The 14,656-nt window shown below is 70.0% G+C and carries 13 protein-coding genes and 2 pseudogenes; 11 read left to right on the top strand and 4 right to left on the bottom strand.

Going from position 1 to position 14,656, the window contains the following annotated elements:
- Window positions 1-41 precede the first annotated feature (41 nt).
- From FZ033_RS03030 to FZ033_RS03010, 5 genes and pseudogenes are all read left to right on the top strand, one after another.
- Complete coding sequence (locus FZ033_RS03030) at window positions 42-470, top strand: hypothetical protein (RefSeq protein ID WP_149574699.1); 429 nt, start codon at window positions 42-44, stop codon at window positions 468-470.
- Window positions 471-532: 62 nt separating this feature from the next.
- Window positions 533-1,045 (top strand): annotated as a pseudogene (locus FZ033_RS03025) (TolC family protein); the annotation flags it as partial.
- Window positions 1,028-1,312: pseudogene (locus FZ033_RS03020) on the top strand (efflux RND transporter permease subunit); the annotation flags it as partial. The pseudogenes FZ033_RS03025 and FZ033_RS03020, both read left to right, overlap by 18 nt.
- A gap of 80 nt (window positions 1,313-1,392) precedes the next feature.
- Complete coding sequence (locus tag FZ033_RS03015) at window positions 1,393-1,770, top strand: hypothetical protein (RefSeq protein WP_149574698.1); 378 nt, start codon at window positions 1,393-1,395, stop codon at window positions 1,768-1,770.
- A 14-nt stretch (window positions 1,771-1,784) separates the two neighbouring features.
- Entirely contained in the window at window positions 1,785-2,036 is a 252-nt protein-coding gene (locus tag FZ033_RS03010) for a hypothetical protein (RefSeq protein ID WP_149574697.1), read from the top strand.
- A 139-nt stretch (window positions 2,037-2,175) separates the two neighbouring features.
- On the opposite strand, the gene FZ033_RS03005 is transcribed toward FZ033_RS03010, so the two are convergent.
- The gene (locus FZ033_RS03005) at window positions 2,176-3,201 is read right to left on the bottom strand and encodes a GGDEF domain-containing protein (protein ID WP_149574696.1); all 1,026 of its coding nucleotides are present in this window, start codon (window positions 3,199-3,201) and stop codon (window positions 2,176-2,178) included.
- 159 nt (window positions 3,202-3,360) lie between these two features.
- Window positions 3,361-3,873, bottom strand: a complete 513-nt coding sequence (gene trxA, locus FZ033_RS03000; RefSeq protein WP_269149849.1) for a thioredoxin — start codon at window positions 3,871-3,873, stop codon at window positions 3,361-3,363.
- A 248-nt stretch (window positions 3,874-4,121) separates the two neighbouring features.
- On the opposite strand from trxA, the gene FZ033_RS02995 reads away from it, so the two are divergent.
- Complete coding sequence (locus tag FZ033_RS02995; RefSeq protein ID WP_149574695.1) at window positions 4,122-7,367, top strand: multicopper oxidase domain-containing protein; 3,246 nt, start codon at window positions 4,122-4,124, stop codon at window positions 7,365-7,367.
- A 323-nt stretch (window positions 7,368-7,690) separates the two neighbouring features.
- Here FZ033_RS02995 and FZ033_RS02990 read toward each other — a convergent pair whose 3' ends face one another.
- Entirely contained in the window at window positions 7,691-8,017 is a 327-nt protein-coding gene (locus tag FZ033_RS02990) for a 4Fe-4S dicluster domain-containing protein (RefSeq protein WP_149574694.1), read from the bottom strand.
- Window positions 8,014-9,621 carry an FAD-dependent oxidoreductase gene (locus FZ033_RS02985; protein ID WP_149574693.1) on the bottom strand — a complete coding sequence of 536 codons (1,608 nt, stop codon included), beginning with the start codon at window positions 9,619-9,621 and terminating at the stop codon, window positions 8,014-8,016. Before FZ033_RS02985 ends, FZ033_RS02990 begins: the two co-directional genes overlap by 4 nt.
- Before the next feature lie 228 nt (window positions 9,622-9,849).
- On the opposite strand from FZ033_RS02985, the gene FZ033_RS02980 reads away from it, so the two are divergent.
- The 5 genes from FZ033_RS02980 to FZ033_RS02960 all read left to right on the top strand — a co-directional run bounded on the left by FZ033_RS02980 (window position 9,850) and on the right by FZ033_RS02960 (window position 14,648).
- Complete coding sequence (locus FZ033_RS02980; protein WP_149574692.1) at window positions 9,850-10,806, top strand: TauD/TfdA dioxygenase family protein; 957 nt, start codon at window positions 9,850-9,852, stop codon at window positions 10,804-10,806.
- Window positions 10,807-10,876: 70 nt separating this feature from the next.
- The gene (locus FZ033_RS02975) at window positions 10,877-11,992 is read left to right on the top strand and encodes an ABC transporter substrate-binding protein (protein ID WP_149574691.1); all 1,116 of its coding nucleotides are present in this window, start codon (window positions 10,877-10,879) and stop codon (window positions 11,990-11,992) included.
- Between the two features lie 76 nt (window positions 11,993-12,068).
- Entirely contained in the window at window positions 12,069-12,932 is an 864-nt protein-coding gene (locus tag FZ033_RS02970; RefSeq protein ID WP_149574690.1) for an ABC transporter permease, read from the top strand.
- Window positions 12,922-13,797 (top strand): ABC transporter permease, encoded by an 876-nt coding sequence (locus tag FZ033_RS02965; protein ID WP_149574689.1) that lies wholly within the window; start codon window positions 12,922-12,924, stop codon window positions 13,795-13,797. The genes FZ033_RS02970 and FZ033_RS02965 overlap by 11 nt, the downstream gene beginning before the upstream one ends.
- Window positions 13,794-14,648, top strand: coding sequence for an ABC transporter ATP-binding protein (locus FZ033_RS02960; RefSeq protein WP_149574688.1), 855 nt, complete (start codon window positions 13,794-13,796; stop codon window positions 14,646-14,648). Before FZ033_RS02965 ends, FZ033_RS02960 begins: the two co-directional genes overlap by 4 nt.
- Window positions 14,649-14,656 lie beyond the last annotated feature (8 nt).

The raw sequence follows: 14,656 nt of genomic DNA, 5'->3' as shown, positions 1-14,656 counted from the left end.
TCGCGGCTCTTGGGGTCTCTCATTGGGCTCTCTCATGGCCCATGCTTCGCGCACTGGCAAAAGTCCTCCTGTCGATCACCGGTCCGGTGTTCCGCCGCGCCGTTTCGGTCGTCGTGGTGGCGTGCCTGGTGGCGAGCCTCGTGGCCGGGTCGTTCGCAAGCGCGATGGAAGAGCATCACGTCTACGACGTGGACGGCGCCCTGGAAGAGCTGGCCGGGACCTCCGTCGCGCTGGCGAGCGCCGATGTGTCAAGCATCGACCTGTCGCCCGTCGAGGCATCCATTGCCGACCCCTCCCTCGCCGCCGCGGATGCCAAGGTGTTCGGCGCCGCGCATGACCCGGCCCAGCCCCAGCCTGCCTCGGACCATGACTGCCACGGCTGCGCCATGGCGGTGCCCGATGCCCCGGCCGCAGGCACGGCCCAGCGGCTGCGCTCCACCCCCGTGGTCCTGCCCGCCCGCCTGATCTGAACCTTCTGCTCGCGCGCTGACGCCTCGCGTCGGCGATCCGCTATCAGACTTTGGATCAGATCATGTCGCCTCGTGCCCTCGCGCTTGCGCTTGGGGGAGCGCTCGCGCTGCTTCACGCGTCGCAGACGCGCGCCGAAACCGCCCGTCCGCTGACCCTCACAAGCGCCCTCGCCAGCGCCCTTGTCGCCAATCCGCGCCTCACCGCGGCGGAGCGCGACATCGGCATGGCGGCGGGGCGCAACACCCAGGCCGGCGCGCTGCCCAACCCCAACCTCTCCCTCGAGGTGGACAATGCGGCGGGCTCGGGCTCCTACCAGGGGCTCGATCTCGCCGAGCAGCCCCTCCAGATCAGCCAATTGGTGGAGCTGGGCGGTAAGCGCGAGGCCCGCATGGCCGCCGCCGGCGCCGGGGTCGGCGTCGCCCGCTGGGAGCGGGAGGCGATCCGCCTCCAGGTGCTGGCGGAAACCGCGTCCGCCTTCGCCGCCGTGCTCGGGGCGCAGCAGCGCGCGCAGGTTCTGGAAACCCAGGTGACAGCCATCCAGCGGTTGGCGCCCCTGCTGCAGAACCGTGTCCAGGCCGGCGACGCCGTCGCCATCCTCGCCTTCTCCATCCGCCAGCGCTGGCTGGTGGTGATGGCCTGCCTCGCCGTCGGTGCCGTCGGGGCGTGGAACTTCACCCGCCTGCCCATCGATGCGGTGCCCGACATCACCAACGTGCAGGCGCAGATCAACACTTCCGCGCCCGGCCTCTCACCGCTGGAGACCGAGCAGCGCATCACCTTTCCCATCGAGACCGCCATGGGCGGCCTGCCGGGCCTGCAATACACCCGCTCGCTGTTCCGGCGCGAGACCAGGCCCGCCGCGCTGCCCGTCGCGGTGGCGGACGGCCCTGCTTCCTAGCCCCCAAGACCGGAGAACAGAACGTGCTGAAACCTCTCCTCGTCGCCGCGAGCCTCGTCGTCGCCGGCCCCGCCCTCGCGCAGCATGCCCACGGCGCCCAGAAGGGTCCCAACGGCGGCCCCATGGAAGACCTCGCCGGGGTCCACGCCGAGCTGGTCGTCTCCGGCGAGACGCTCAACGTCCATGTCTTCGACGAGGCCGGAAAGCCCGTGGACACGGGCGGCTTCACCGGCTCGGTGCTGCTGGTGTCCGGCAACGACAGGAAGACCGTTCCGCTCGCCCCCGCCGGCCAGACGCTGGCCGGCAAGGCCCCGGCCGCCATCGCCAAGGGCACGGCCGCCACGCTGCTCATCAAGACGGCGGCGGGCAAGTCGGGCCAGGCGAAATTCACCACCCCCTGAGGCAGGAGCCCACCATGACCAACACCACGTTCCGGCGTCGCGTCGCGCCCTGGTGCGCGCTGGCGCTCATCGCACTGGCGGCATCGCCGGCGCTGGCGCTCGATCCGGTGCCGAAGGGCTATCGGGAGAAGCAACGTCACCAGTTCCGCGATGTGCAGCTCGGGCTCACCCATCCCGCAACAGACGGACGCAGCAAGCCGACGGGCAATGCCCCGACGGCCCCGGTCCAGCCCAAGCCAGCACCGGAGACCGGCACCGGCAAGTGACCTCAGCCGCTCCGCCGGACGGCGCAGGAGCGCGGGGTTGAGCCTTGGGCGGGGGAGTGCCGCCATCCCGCCCGGGCGGGATGGCGTAGCGGCGGCCGGTCCCTGCCGACCGCCGGTCTTTCCGCCGTGGAAAGCCCGCCTAGACCTCCTTGCTGTCCGGCGCCGGCGGGCGCACCGGCTGCCGGCTGCCGCGCTTGGCTTCGTACATGGCCCGGTCTGCGGCCTGGAGCAGGGCGCGCGGGGTGCGCCCGGTCTGCGGATAGAGCGCTATGCCGACGCTGACGCTGATCTTCAGCTCGGGATCGCCATCGGCCCCATAGGGGGCGCCCACATGGTCGATGATCCGCGCCACCACCGGTTCCGCCTCCGCTTCCGTGCGAACGGATTTCAGGATGACCGCGAACTCGTCGCCCCCGAGCCGCGCCAGCGTGTCGCCCTCGCGCAGGCAGGCCTTCAGCCGGTTGGCCACACCCTGCAGCAGGCCGTCGCCGGTGTCGTGGCCGTGGGTGTCGTTGATGGCCTTGAACCCGTCGAGATCGAGATAGAGCACGGCGAACGGCCCGCCCGCCTCGACGGCGGCGGCGAGGCGCCGCTCGAAGCGCCGCCGGTTCGGCAGTGTGGTGAGCACGTCGTGCTCGGCGAGGTGGGCGATCTGCTCCTGCGCCCGCACGCGCTCGGCAATTTCGCGCTGGAGCTTGAGATTGGCCTCGGCCAGCTGTTGGGTGCGCTCCTGCACCCGCCGTTCCAGCTCCTCATTGGCGCGGCGCAGCTCGGCGGTGGCGATCTTGCGTTCGGTGATGTCGATGAACAGCGCCACCACCCCCACCTTGCGGGCCGGGTCGTCGTGCGTGGGCTGCGACCACAGGGTGGAGGTGATCATGTTGAACCAGGCGCGCTGGCCGTCGCGATAATAGGCGATGTCGCGGCTGTGGCAGGTGTCGGCGTCGTAGACGGCGTCCAGCAACGCCTGGGCGAAATCGTCATTGGCCGGATCGTCGAACAGCACGGTTGCGAAGGGGCTTTCGCCGGCCCGCGCCGGCGACAGGCCGAGCATGCGCTCCGCCGCCGGATTGAAGGCCCGCACGTGGCCCCGCCGGTCGAGGGCGAGAGCCCCGCCCTGCATGAACTCAAGGATGCGGGTGAAGAGGATGTCGGGTTCAACCATGTCACAACTCGGGCGGAGCGGCAGGATATTGGCAACGCCGGAAATGGCAACACGAGGGCCGACGGGAGCCGCCGGGCCGCCGTCGCGTCGCCGACAGTGCCGCTGACGACGCGGCACCCACGCGCCTGCGCGCGCCTGCCTGTCCTCCTGCCCCGAGGTTCAGGGCGTTTCCGGTTCAGGCTCCGGCGCTGCCGTCTCCTTGTCCTCAGTCTGGGACAGGGCGTCGTAGAGCCAGCGGCGCAGGTCGCCGGCGAACATGGCGCCGGCCACGCGGGCGACCTCGCGGTGGTCATGGATGAAGCTGAGGGTGGGGATGGAGCTGATCCGGAAATAAGTGGCCAGCTCTCGCTCGGCGTCGGTGTCCACCTTGGCGAAGCGGATGTGGGGCTCGAACTCGGCGGCCAGCGCCTCGAACACCGGGGCCATGGTCTTGCACGGCCCGCACCAGTCGGCCCAGAAGTCGATCACCAGCGGCACGTCGCTCTGCCCGGTATGGGCATCGAAGCGCGCGGCGGTCAGTGCCATGGGGCGGCCGGTGAAGAGCTTTCCCCCGCAGGCGGCGCAGCATGCGGCCTTGGCATCCTCACCGGAGGAAAGGGGGGTGAGTGCGTCGCAGGTGGGGCAGGCGATGGTGCGGCCGGCGCGGCCGGGGTGGGGCATGGGATGTGTCATGGTTACAGCTCGGACTGTCTCGTGTGAGATCCATGCCGTGCGGGTTGCAAGAACGGGACCGCGCGCGCCAAGTGACCCGCGCCAAGGTGACCCGCGTGACGTGGCCCGCGTGACGTGATCGGCGTCCTGCACGGCACCGTGAAGCGCAGATCGCCCCCATCGCCCGTAATCGCTTGGCGGATCATTGCACCTGCGGCCGCAAGTGCTGCTATGGTCGCACAAAATACAAATCGGTCGGGGGGAATCTCATGGGAACGGTCAACGGCACACGCCGGCATTCGCGCTGGCTTCTCCTCGCCTTTTGCGTCATCGGCGCCACCGCGCAGGCGCAAACGCCGGCCGAGGCGCAGGGCCGCGCCGCCCCCGCCTTCCGCGAGCCGGTGACCCTCGCCAGCAAGGACGGCGTGCTCGAAGTGCGGCTCACCGCGCATCAGGGCGCCGCCCGCCTCGATACCTCAGCCGTTCCGGTGAAGAACGCGCTTTTGTTCGGCTACACCCTGGTGCAGGGCACGGCCTCCGACGGCACCGCCTCGGCGAGCGATGTCTATCCCGCGCCCACATTGCAGGTGGCCCCGGGCGAGACCCTGGTGATCCATCTGGAGAATGGACTGAAGGACCTCACCGTCCGCGATTTCTACGATCCCAACTATGCCGCGCGGGGCGCCGCCGTGCCGCTCCATCCCGCGCCGCTTTCGGAATCGCCCATCAACCTGCACACCCACGGCCTGCACGTGAGCCCCAGGGGCAATTCGGACAATGTGCTGCTGCACATGCCGGCGGGCACCGCGAACACCTATGTCTACCGCATCCCCGCCGACCATCCGCAGGGCGCCTACTGGTATCACCCGCACCTGCACACGCTCACCGCCGCCCATGTCTATTTCGGCCTGGCGGGCCTGCTCACCATCGGGCGGGCGGACGGCAATTTGCCGGTGGTGACGCGGCAGGCCATCCCCATCCGCAACATGGCGCTGCAATATAATTTCGTGTTCGACCGGCAGGGGCCTACGCCGCAGTTCAACAATGCCAACTGGCCGCAATTCGTCAGCACGCTGGAGCCGCCCGCGCCCGGCGCGCTTGCCGCCGGCACCTATCGCCCCGTGCTGGCGCCGGTGAACTTCACCAAGGCCAAGCCCGGCACGCAGTTCGCCACCGTGTGGTACGCCGGGCCCTTGTCCATCAACAACATGCGCGGGCGCTTCCAGTTCATTCCGAACAGCCTGCAAAGCTTCACCGCCGCCGCCGGCAGCGCCGGCAACGTGCCCGCCGACCCGGCCCAGCCCGACCACCTGCGCGACGTGCAGTTCACCGTGAACGGGCAGTTCCAGCCGACGCTCCGCACCAAGGCGGGGCAGACCGAGATCTGGGTGCTCTCCAACATCAGCGACATCGCCTACATGAACCTGCGCCTCACCGAGACGGCGACGGGGCGCCACCCGAAGATCGCCATCGTGGGGCAGGACGGCAACCCGAGCCCGGTGGTGCGGTTTCCCGATGACGAGGACGGCACGCGCCTGCTCATCCCGCCAGCGTCGCGCTTCGCCATCGCCGTGACCATGCCGGAGACCGGAGACCTGGTGCTGGAGATGCCGCCGCTGGGCGGTGGCGCGCGGACGCAGAATGCGCCCGGCATCCTCTACACCGCCAACGGCACCGACAATCCGCCCGCCGTGCTCGGCACCCTCAGCGTGGCGCCCTCGGCAGTGAGCTATTTCGACGGCTTCTTCTTCTTCCCCACCCAGGTGCTGGCGCGGGCGGTGCCGGACGGGGGCCAGAACGCCACGAAGGACGCCACGAAGGGCACCACCACGGCGTTCCGGGAGGGCGAGCAGCTGGTGGCCGGCGCGCCGTTCGACGACCTCTCCAAGCTGACGCCGGATCTGACCCGCCGCATCCTCATCAATGGCGGCTTCCTCAATGATCTTGCCAGCAAGGACGACCCTAAGACCTTCATCTATGCCTTCGACAGCGGCGCATTCCCGAACGTCCCGCTGATCCAGCCGCGCCTCGGCTCGGTGGAGGAGTGGGCCTTCAGCAACGTCAACAACGACGAGCATCCCATCCACGTCCATGTGAACGATTTCCAGCTCGTCGCCATGTCCGACCCCACCGTGGATTTGACCCTCGGCCCGCTGATGCAGGGCCTCGACAACGTCAATGTGCCGGCGCCGAACCTCGGCCCGCAGGAGAGCGTGATCCAGCCCGGCACCCTCTCCATCCGCACGCGGTTCCTGGACTATGCCGGCCTGTTCGTCATGCACTGCCACCGCCTCAACCATGAGGACAACGGCCTGATGGCGCTGGTGAACATCATCCCCGCCGTCTCCACCTACGCGGTCGCCATTCCCGGCGGGCCGGGGCGGGCGGCGAGCGTCCGCGTGCTCGACAACAATGGCGACCGCCTTGTCGCGACCGTCACGCCCTTCCAAGGCTTCGAGGGCACGGTGAGCGTCGCCATGGGCGACGTGGATGGCGACGGCGTCTACGACCTCGTGGTGGGCGCGGGTGCCGGTCGCGCACCGGAGGTGGCCGTGTTCTCCGGTGGGGCGGGCAAGGGTGGGGCAGGGCCGGGCGCGGCGCCCTTCACCAAGGAGCTGGCCCGCTTCCGCGCGTTCGATGCGGGTGCCACCGGGGGCGTCAGTGTCGCTGTCGCCCAGATCGACGGGACGGCAGCCGACAACATCATCGCCGGCTCGGGTCCCGGCGCGCGCAGCGAGGTGAAGGTGTTCCGCTCCACCCTGCTGCCGCTGGGCTGGGCGCCGGCGCTGTTCTCCTCCTTCAGCCCCTATGGCGACGACCGCTCCGGCGTCACCCTCGGCACCGGCTTCGTGGATTTTGCCACCGGCCGGCAGAGCATCGTGACCGCGCCCGGTCCCGGCGCGCCGGCGCGGGTGAAGGTGTTCGCCTTCCCGCTGCTGTCGCCCATCGGTGCGGCGACGCCGGTGGCCCTGTCACCGCCCGCGTCGGCGACGCCAATCCCGGCCGCCCTCGCGCCCTTCGGCGACATCTGCCGGGGCAATGTGGACCGGTTCGAGCCGGTGACCACCGCCGAGTTTTCGCCCTTCGGCGACGATTACAAGGGCGGCGTCTCGCTGGCCACCGGCTGGCTGGCTGGGGTTCTGGGCGGTGCCGAGCGGATCGTGGTGGGCCAGCTCGACGGCGGGGCGGTGAAGGTGTTCTCCAGCGGCTCGGCGCTGGATGGCGGGCCGGTCATGTACCTCCACAGCGCCGCCGCGCATCCTCAGGTCGCCTTCGGCGAGATGGCGTCGCTCCAGCCGTTCGGGGTGGGCGGGCGCGGCCTGAGCGTCGCCACCACCAGCACCACGGAAGGCGCCGATCTGTTGGTCAGCGCGCCGGCTGAGGGGGGACGCCCGGCCAAGGTGGTCCGCTTCCACATGGTGCGGCCGGAGCCGTCGGCCAAGCAACTGGAAGCCCGCCGGGTGGGCGAGGCCGAGGTGGCGAGCACGGGCCGGATCACTCTCGGCGGGGATTGAGGATTGGCGAAAGGCTCCTGCTGCTCCCGGGCACGGTGGCAACCCTCTCCCGCTTGCGGGGGAGGGCAGGGTGGGGGCAGCGCTCTCACCGCTGGCACGCTGAATGGGCATGAAGCGGCAGTTCGGGGCGGCTCCACCGTTCCCAACTCCCGCCGCCGTGCCCCCTCCCCAACCCTCCCCCGCAAGCGGGAGAGGGGGCGGGGCGGGACTTGACCCGCACGTGGGAGAGCGGAGAAGCAGCGCTACCCTTACGGGAGAAGGAGTGACAGCAGCGCGCGCCTTGCCTGAGAGGGAGCGATGGCAGCAGTGGGGCGGTGCCCCCGTCACCCGCCCTTGAGCACGCGGTGCATGGTGTCCACGCGCCGCAGCTCGGCGGTGCCGGGGGTCCAGCCGATGGCGGCGCGATAGCTGCCGAGCGCGCCCGAGGCGACAAGGTCGTCCTCGCTGATGCCCTGCCAGCCGCCGGTCTTGGGCGACACGTAGAGCGCGTCCTCCGGGCAATACAGCTCGCACATGAAGCAGGTCTGGCAATCGTCCGGCCGGGCGATCACCGGCGGGGCGCCGGGCGTCTTGTCGAACACATTGGTGGGGCAGGCGCTGACGCAGATGTTGCAGGCGGTGCAGCGGGACGGGCTGACGATCTCGATCATGCGGCGATCTCCGCGGCATTGGTGGCCAGCGCCGGGGCCGGGCGGCGCGAGACGAACACGGCGTCGAGCCCGCCCGATGTGAGGTAATGCCGCTGCGCCGGGTCCGCCCCGGCATGCTCCATGCGGCGGTGCATGCCCCGGCTCTCGGTGCGGGCGAGGGCGCTTCGGTACATCCAGCGGGCCACGGCGGTCATGGCCGCGGCCTCGCGGGTGCGCAGCACGCCGTCGCGGTCGGCGGCAGCGGCGGCGCGCAGGCCCTCCCACTGCCGGTCGAGCCGGTCGAGGGCGGCGCCGAGCCCGGCCTCGGTGCGGAAATAATTGCGCTCGAAGGGGTGGACCTCGGCGAGCACGGTGCGGGCCGCCTCGGCGGGGTCGAAGGGGCGGGCGCCGGCATCCCGCAGCCCCACGGTGCCGGCGCCCTGCCGCGCAGCGCTCGTGTGCGCGCGGCGGCCATGGTCTGCGGCCGCACGTCCCGCCCAGCGGCCGGAGGAGATGGCCCAGGCGGCATTGTGGCTGCCGCCGCCGGTGAAGCCGCCGCAGATCAGTTCGCGCGTCGCGGCGTCGCCGGCGGCATAGAGGCCGGGGACGCCGGTGGCGCAGGTCTCGTCCACGATCCGCAATCCGCCGGTGCCGCGCACCGTGCCCTCCAGATGGAGGGTGACTGGGAAGCGCTGGGTGAAGGGATCGATGCCCATGCGATCGAAGGGCAGGAAGAAATTGGGCTGGGCCGAGCGCATGCTCTGCCGCATGGCATCATCGGCGCGGTCGAGCCGGGCGAACACCGGCCCGGTCTGCAGGTGCCGCGCGATCACTGAGCGCCCGCCGTTGGACGCGGCGCCGGGAATCTCGTCGCCGCCCGCGTCGGTGAAGGTGGCCCACTTGTAGAACAGCGTCTTGGTGACCGACGAGAAGGCCGCGGCGATGGCATAGGCATTGGAGAATTCCATGCCCGAGAAGTCCGCCCCCGCTTCCGCCGCCATGAGGTGGCCGTCGCCGGTGAGGGCGGTGCACCCCAGCGCGCGGGAGAGGAAGGCGCAGCCGCCGGTGGCGATCACCACCGCGCCGGCATGCACCCGCCAGCCGTCGCCCTGCTGGCGGCGGATGCCCCGCGCCCCCGCCACCGCCCCGCCGCCATCCACCAGCAGTTCCAGAGCCGGGCTGTGATCGAGGATGCGCACGCCAGCGCTCTTCGCCAGCTTGCGCATGAGCCGCATGTATTCCGGCCCCTGCAGGGACACGCGGATGGGCGCGCCGGCCTCTTCCAGCGGGAAGGGATAGCCGCGCTCGCCCAGGTGGTTGAGGGCGTCGTAGGTGGCATCCAGCACCCGGGCCGACCACGCCCGGTCGGCGAGATGGCCGCCCAGCGCCTCGCGGCTGACGATGGCGGCGTGCCGGCGCTCCGGATCCGGCGGCACGTACCACACCGAGGTGCCGGAGGGCGCGGTCGCCCCCGAGGTGCCGCAGAAGCCCTTGTCCGCGAGGATGACGCGGGCCCCGGATTTCGCCGCTTCAAGGGCTGCCCAGGTGCCCGCCGGCCCGCCGCCGAGCACGAGGACATCGCAATCCAGATGGCTTTCCGACGACGGGGAAGAGGCTGTGCCCATGCCGCAACTCGCTTGGCAAAGAGGGGGTGGAACGAAGGGGTGGAAACGAGGGTGTGAAACAACCGGATTTGAATGTTTATTTAATTTATAGACTAACTTGAAAATATCAATCTAAATATTCCCGCCGCGGCTGTGGCGCCCGTCGAATGCACGGCGCCAAAGCCCCCTCGATCCGGGAACCTGCCCCGATCCTGGGAAAGGCCATCAGGTCATCGCGAGGAGGTTGCCATGAGCGCATCGGTTACCAGCCTGCCCACCCTTCCCGAGAGCGACGTGGTTCCGCTCTCCGGCCGCATCGGGGTCGAGATCCGCAACGTGCGGCTCGCCGGCGACCTGCCGCAGCCGCTGTTCGACGAGATCCAGCGCCTGCTGCTGAAGCACAAGGTGCTGTTCTTCCGCGACCAGGAGCATCTGGACGACGCCGCGCAGGAGGCGTTCGGCGCACGGTTCGGCGGGCTGGTTCCCCATCCCACCATCGGCGCGCTTTCCGGCACCAGTTCGGTGCTGGAGCTGGACACCCGCCGCAGCGGCGAGCGCGACAGCGGGCAGGGCGCCGGCCGTGCCGACCAGTGGCACACGGATGTCACCTTCGTGGATGCCTATCCCAAGATCTCGGTGCTGCGCGGCGTGCTGATTCCCGCCGCCGGCGGCGACACGGTGTGGTCCAACACCGCCGCCGCCTATGATCATCTGCCCGAGCCGCTGCGCCAGCTCGCCGACAGCCTGTGGGCGCTGCATTCCAACGCCTACGACTATGCCGCCGTGCGCCCCCACGCCACCGCCGACGACCGCCGGCAGTTCGACCGCAACTTCACCCGCACCGTGTTCGAGACCGAGCATCCCGTGGTGCGCGTGCATCCCGAAACCGGCGAGCGCACCCTCGTGCTCGGCAATTTCGTGCAGCGCTTCATCGGCCTCAACAAGGGCGACAGCCAGAAGCTCTACGACCTGTTCCAGAGCCACATCACCGCGCCGGAAAATACCGTGCGCTGGCGCTGGCGGCACGGCGACGTTGCGATCTGGGACAACCGCGCCACCCAGCACTACGCGGTCAACGACTATGGCGACCAGCACCGCATCGTGCGCCGCGTGACCGTGGACGGCGAGGTGCCGGTGAGCGTGGACGGCCGTTCGAGCGTCCTGCGCTCGCGCCACGACAAGGCCGAGGTCGGCCGCGCCGCCTGAGCCCGCACCCGCCCGACGCGGCCGGGATATCCGCCCGGCCGCCCCGCGCCCGCATCCCGACGAGGTTCCCATGTCGTCCCCCATTCTTCGTCTTCTGCGTCCACTTCTGCGCCCGCTGGCAGGTGCCGCCGCGCTTCTCGCCCTGTGCGCGGGAGCGGCTTCCGCCGAGACCGTGATCCGCTTCGGCCATCCCGGCGTCGGCGCCGAGCAGCGGGCCTTCTCCCACGGCGATCCCACCACCTATGCCCGGGCGCGCGAACTGATCGAGAAGGAGTTCGCCAACGACAAGGACGTGAAAATCGAATGGACGTTCTTCCGCGGCGCCGGGCCGGCGCTGAATGAATCGGTGGCCTCCGGCCAGCTCGATTTCTTCCTGCTGGGCGACCTGCCGGCCATCGTCGGTCGCGCGCGGGGGCTGAAGCACAAGTTCATCTTCGCCACCCAGCGCAACAATCCCATCTTCCTCGCGGTGCCGGCCAACAGCGACATCGCCAAGGTGGAGGACGTGAAGGGCCGCAAGGTCGCTTTGTTCAAGGGCACCAATTTGCAGAACGCCACCGACCGCATCCTGGCGCTGCATGGCCTCTCCGAGAAGGACGTGCGCTTCATCAATCTCGATGCCAACGCCGCGGTGGCGGCCTTGAGCTCCGGCAATGTGGATGCGGTGTTCGGTGGGCAGGAATATCTGCCGCTGGCGGCGCGGGGCGTGGTCAAGATCGTCTACACCACCAAGAACGACGATCCGACCTTGGGGCGCAACTCGTCCTACTTCGTCACCGAGACCTTCGCCGCCGCGCATCCCGAGCTGACCCAGCGCGTGGTCACCACCTTCATCAAGGCGGCCCGGTTCATCTCGCTGGATGAAAACCGCGAGGAGGCGTTCGAGGCCTGGGCGCTCTCCGGCCTGCCCAAGCAAACCTTCGTGACGAATTTCGACGGCGTGCGGCTCTCCCACATCGTCAATCCGCTGATCGATGACTATGTGGTCGCCCGCTACAAGGAACAGGCCGCCGCCGCCAAGGACTACGGCCTGCTGAAGGGCGATCCGGACATCGATCACTGGTTCGACCGCACCTATCTCGACAAGGCCCTGAAGGATCTGGCCCTGGAGGACTTCTGGTCGACCCACGACGCCAAGGGCAAGATCGTGACCCGCGGCCGGATCGACCAGAAAGCCTCCAACTGAATATTGGTTTCATCCGGGGGCCGGGGGGACGCAGGTCGCGCCCCGGCCCCGTCCACGCCATCACCGGTGGAGCGACATGAGCCTCACACAGACCCTCGACACAAGGTCCGCCCGCGACGGGTCGGCCCGCCCTGAGGCCGCGCGGCCGTCAACCGGCCGCCGCCGCCCGCCGCGCGCGATCCCGGCCGCCGTGCTCGGGCTCGGCTTTCCCATTTTTCTGGTGGTCCTGTGGTGGGCGGCGGCGCGGGCCGGCCTGCTGCCGGAACAGATCCTGCCGGCGCCCCAGGCGATCCTCGAGACCTTCCTCGGTCTCGCCAGCGACGGCACGCTCGCCACCCATCTGAAGGTCTCCACCGAGCGGGTGCTGATCGGCTTCGGCATCGGGGCGGTGGGCGGGCTCGCCTTCGGTGCGGCGGCCGGCCTGTCGCCCACCTTCCGCGCCTTCTTCTATCCGCCGGTGCAGGCGGTGGCGCGGGTGAACGTTCTGGCCTGGATGCCGCTGCTCACCTTGTTCATGGGCATCGACGAGCCGCTGAAATATGTGGTCATCGCCTGGTCGGCGGCCATCCCCGTCATCCTCGGCACGGAGCGCGGCATCGAGGCGGTCTCGCCCGCCTTCCGCGAGCTGGGGCAGGCGCTGCAGTTCGATACGCGCGACACCCTGCGCCTCATCGTGCTGCCGGGGGCGGTGCCCTCCATCTTCGCCGGGCTGCGCGAGGGCCTCGCCAACGCCTGGCAGACTTTGGTGCTGGCCGAGCTGTTCGCCTCCTTCGAGGGCCTCGGCTACCTGATGACGTGGGGCCGCCAGCTGTTCCAGCTCGATCTCGTCATCGTCGCCATGATCGTGGTGGCCATCGCCGGCCTTGCCATGGACCTGCTGCTGCGGGCGGTGGAGCGCCGGGCGCAGCCGTGGAAGAAGGGGACCGCCGATGTCCATTGACGCCCTCTCCGGTGCCGCCCGAAGCGCCCTTGGCGACGCCGCGCCCGCGGCCCCCTCGCGGCTCGCGACGGCCCTGCGCGGCAGGGGCCGGGCGCTGGGCCGGAGCCTCGACCTGAGGCGGCTCGACTGGCGGCCCTGGGCCTCGTTCGGCGCGCTGCTGCTGCTGTGGTTCGCCGCCCATCATTTCGGCTGGGTGGAACGCAAATACCTGCCGTCCCCCCTCGACGTGGTCCATCGCCTCGTCGTGGAGGTGACCCAAGGCACCATCCTGTTCGATCTCAAGGAGACGTTGCGGCGCAACCTCGCCGGGCTGTCCATCGGGGTTGCCGCCGGCCTTGCCATCGGCGGCCTGCTGGGCCTGTCGGGCCGGCTTGGCAAGATCATCGGCCCGACCGTGCTGGCCCAGCGGCAGACGGCGCTGTTCGCCTGGGTGCCTCTGCTGTCCATGTGGTTCGGCGGCGCCGACACCGGCAAGATCGCCTTCATCGCGGTGGCGGCGTTCCAGCCGGTGGTGGTGAGCACCTGGCGGGGCATCAGCCTCGTTCCCGCCACCTATCGCGAATTGTCGGACGTGCTGCTGTTCAGCCGCTGGACCTATTTTCGCCTCGTGGCGGTGCCGAGCGCGCTGCCCATGATCTTCACCGGCCTGCACGGCGCGCTCATCTATGCGTGGCTTGCCACCGTGGGCTCCGAACTCTTCCTCAACATCGCCCCCGGCCTTGGCGGGCGGCTCAACGAGGGCAGCCAATTGTTCGAGATCGATCTTCTGTTCCTCGCCATCCTGTTGTTCGGCCTGGTGGGGCTCGCCTACAACACGCTGGCCGAGCGCGCCGAAGCCCTCCTTGTACGGTGGCAGGGGCGATGACCGCGCCCCTTTCTTCCGTCCCGCTGCCGGCGGCGCGCCATCCCGCCCTCGACATCCGCAATGTCAGCAAGACCTTCCTGGTGCAGGGCCGGCCCATCGAGGCGCTGTCCGGCATCAATCTCACCGTGGAGGCCGGCGCCTTCGTCAGCGTGGTGGGCGCCTCCGGCTGCGGCAAGTCCACCCTGCTGCGCCTGATCCTCGGCCTCGACCGGGACTATTCCGGCGAGATCCGCCTCGACGACCGGCCGGTGAACGGGCCAGGCGCCGACCGCGCCATCGTGTTCCAGGAGCACCGGCTGCTGCCGTGGCTCACGGTGGAGGCCAATGTGGGCGCGGCGCTGCTGCATTCCGGCCTCGACAAGCCGGCGCGACGGCGCGCCGTGGCCGAGCATCTGGAACTGGTGGGGCTGGAAGCCTTCGCCAAGGCCTATCCGGCCCAGCTGTCCGGCGGCATGGCGCAGCGCGTCGCCATCGCCCGGGCGCTGGCTAACCGGCCGCGTTTCCTGTTGCTGGACGAGCCCCTGGGCGCGCTCGATGCGCTGACGCGGCTGAGATTGCAGGAGGAGTTGAAGCGAATCGTGGCGAACGAGGGGGCCACCGCCATCCTCGTCACCCACGATGTGGACGAGGCGGTGTATCTGGGCCATCGCATCGTGGTGCTGCATCCCCGGCCGGGGCGCATCGCGGCGGTGCTCAATGTGCCCGAGGTGGCCCGGCGTGACCGCTCCAGCCCGCAGTTCGTGGCCCTGCGCGACCAGGTGCTGGAGCTTCTGGGGGTGGTGCATGCCCCGGCGGAGCGAAGAGAAACCGGGGAGCGAGGCGCAGCTGCGGGAGCTGAAACCGCGGCGTGAGGCCCGCC

The organism is Xanthobacter oligotrophicus (genome assembly GCF_008364685.1).
Lineage (GTDB): Bacteria > Pseudomonadota > Alphaproteobacteria > Rhizobiales > Xanthobacteraceae > Xanthobacter > Xanthobacter oligotrophicus.
This window is presented reverse-complemented; position numbering and strand designations above follow the sequence as displayed.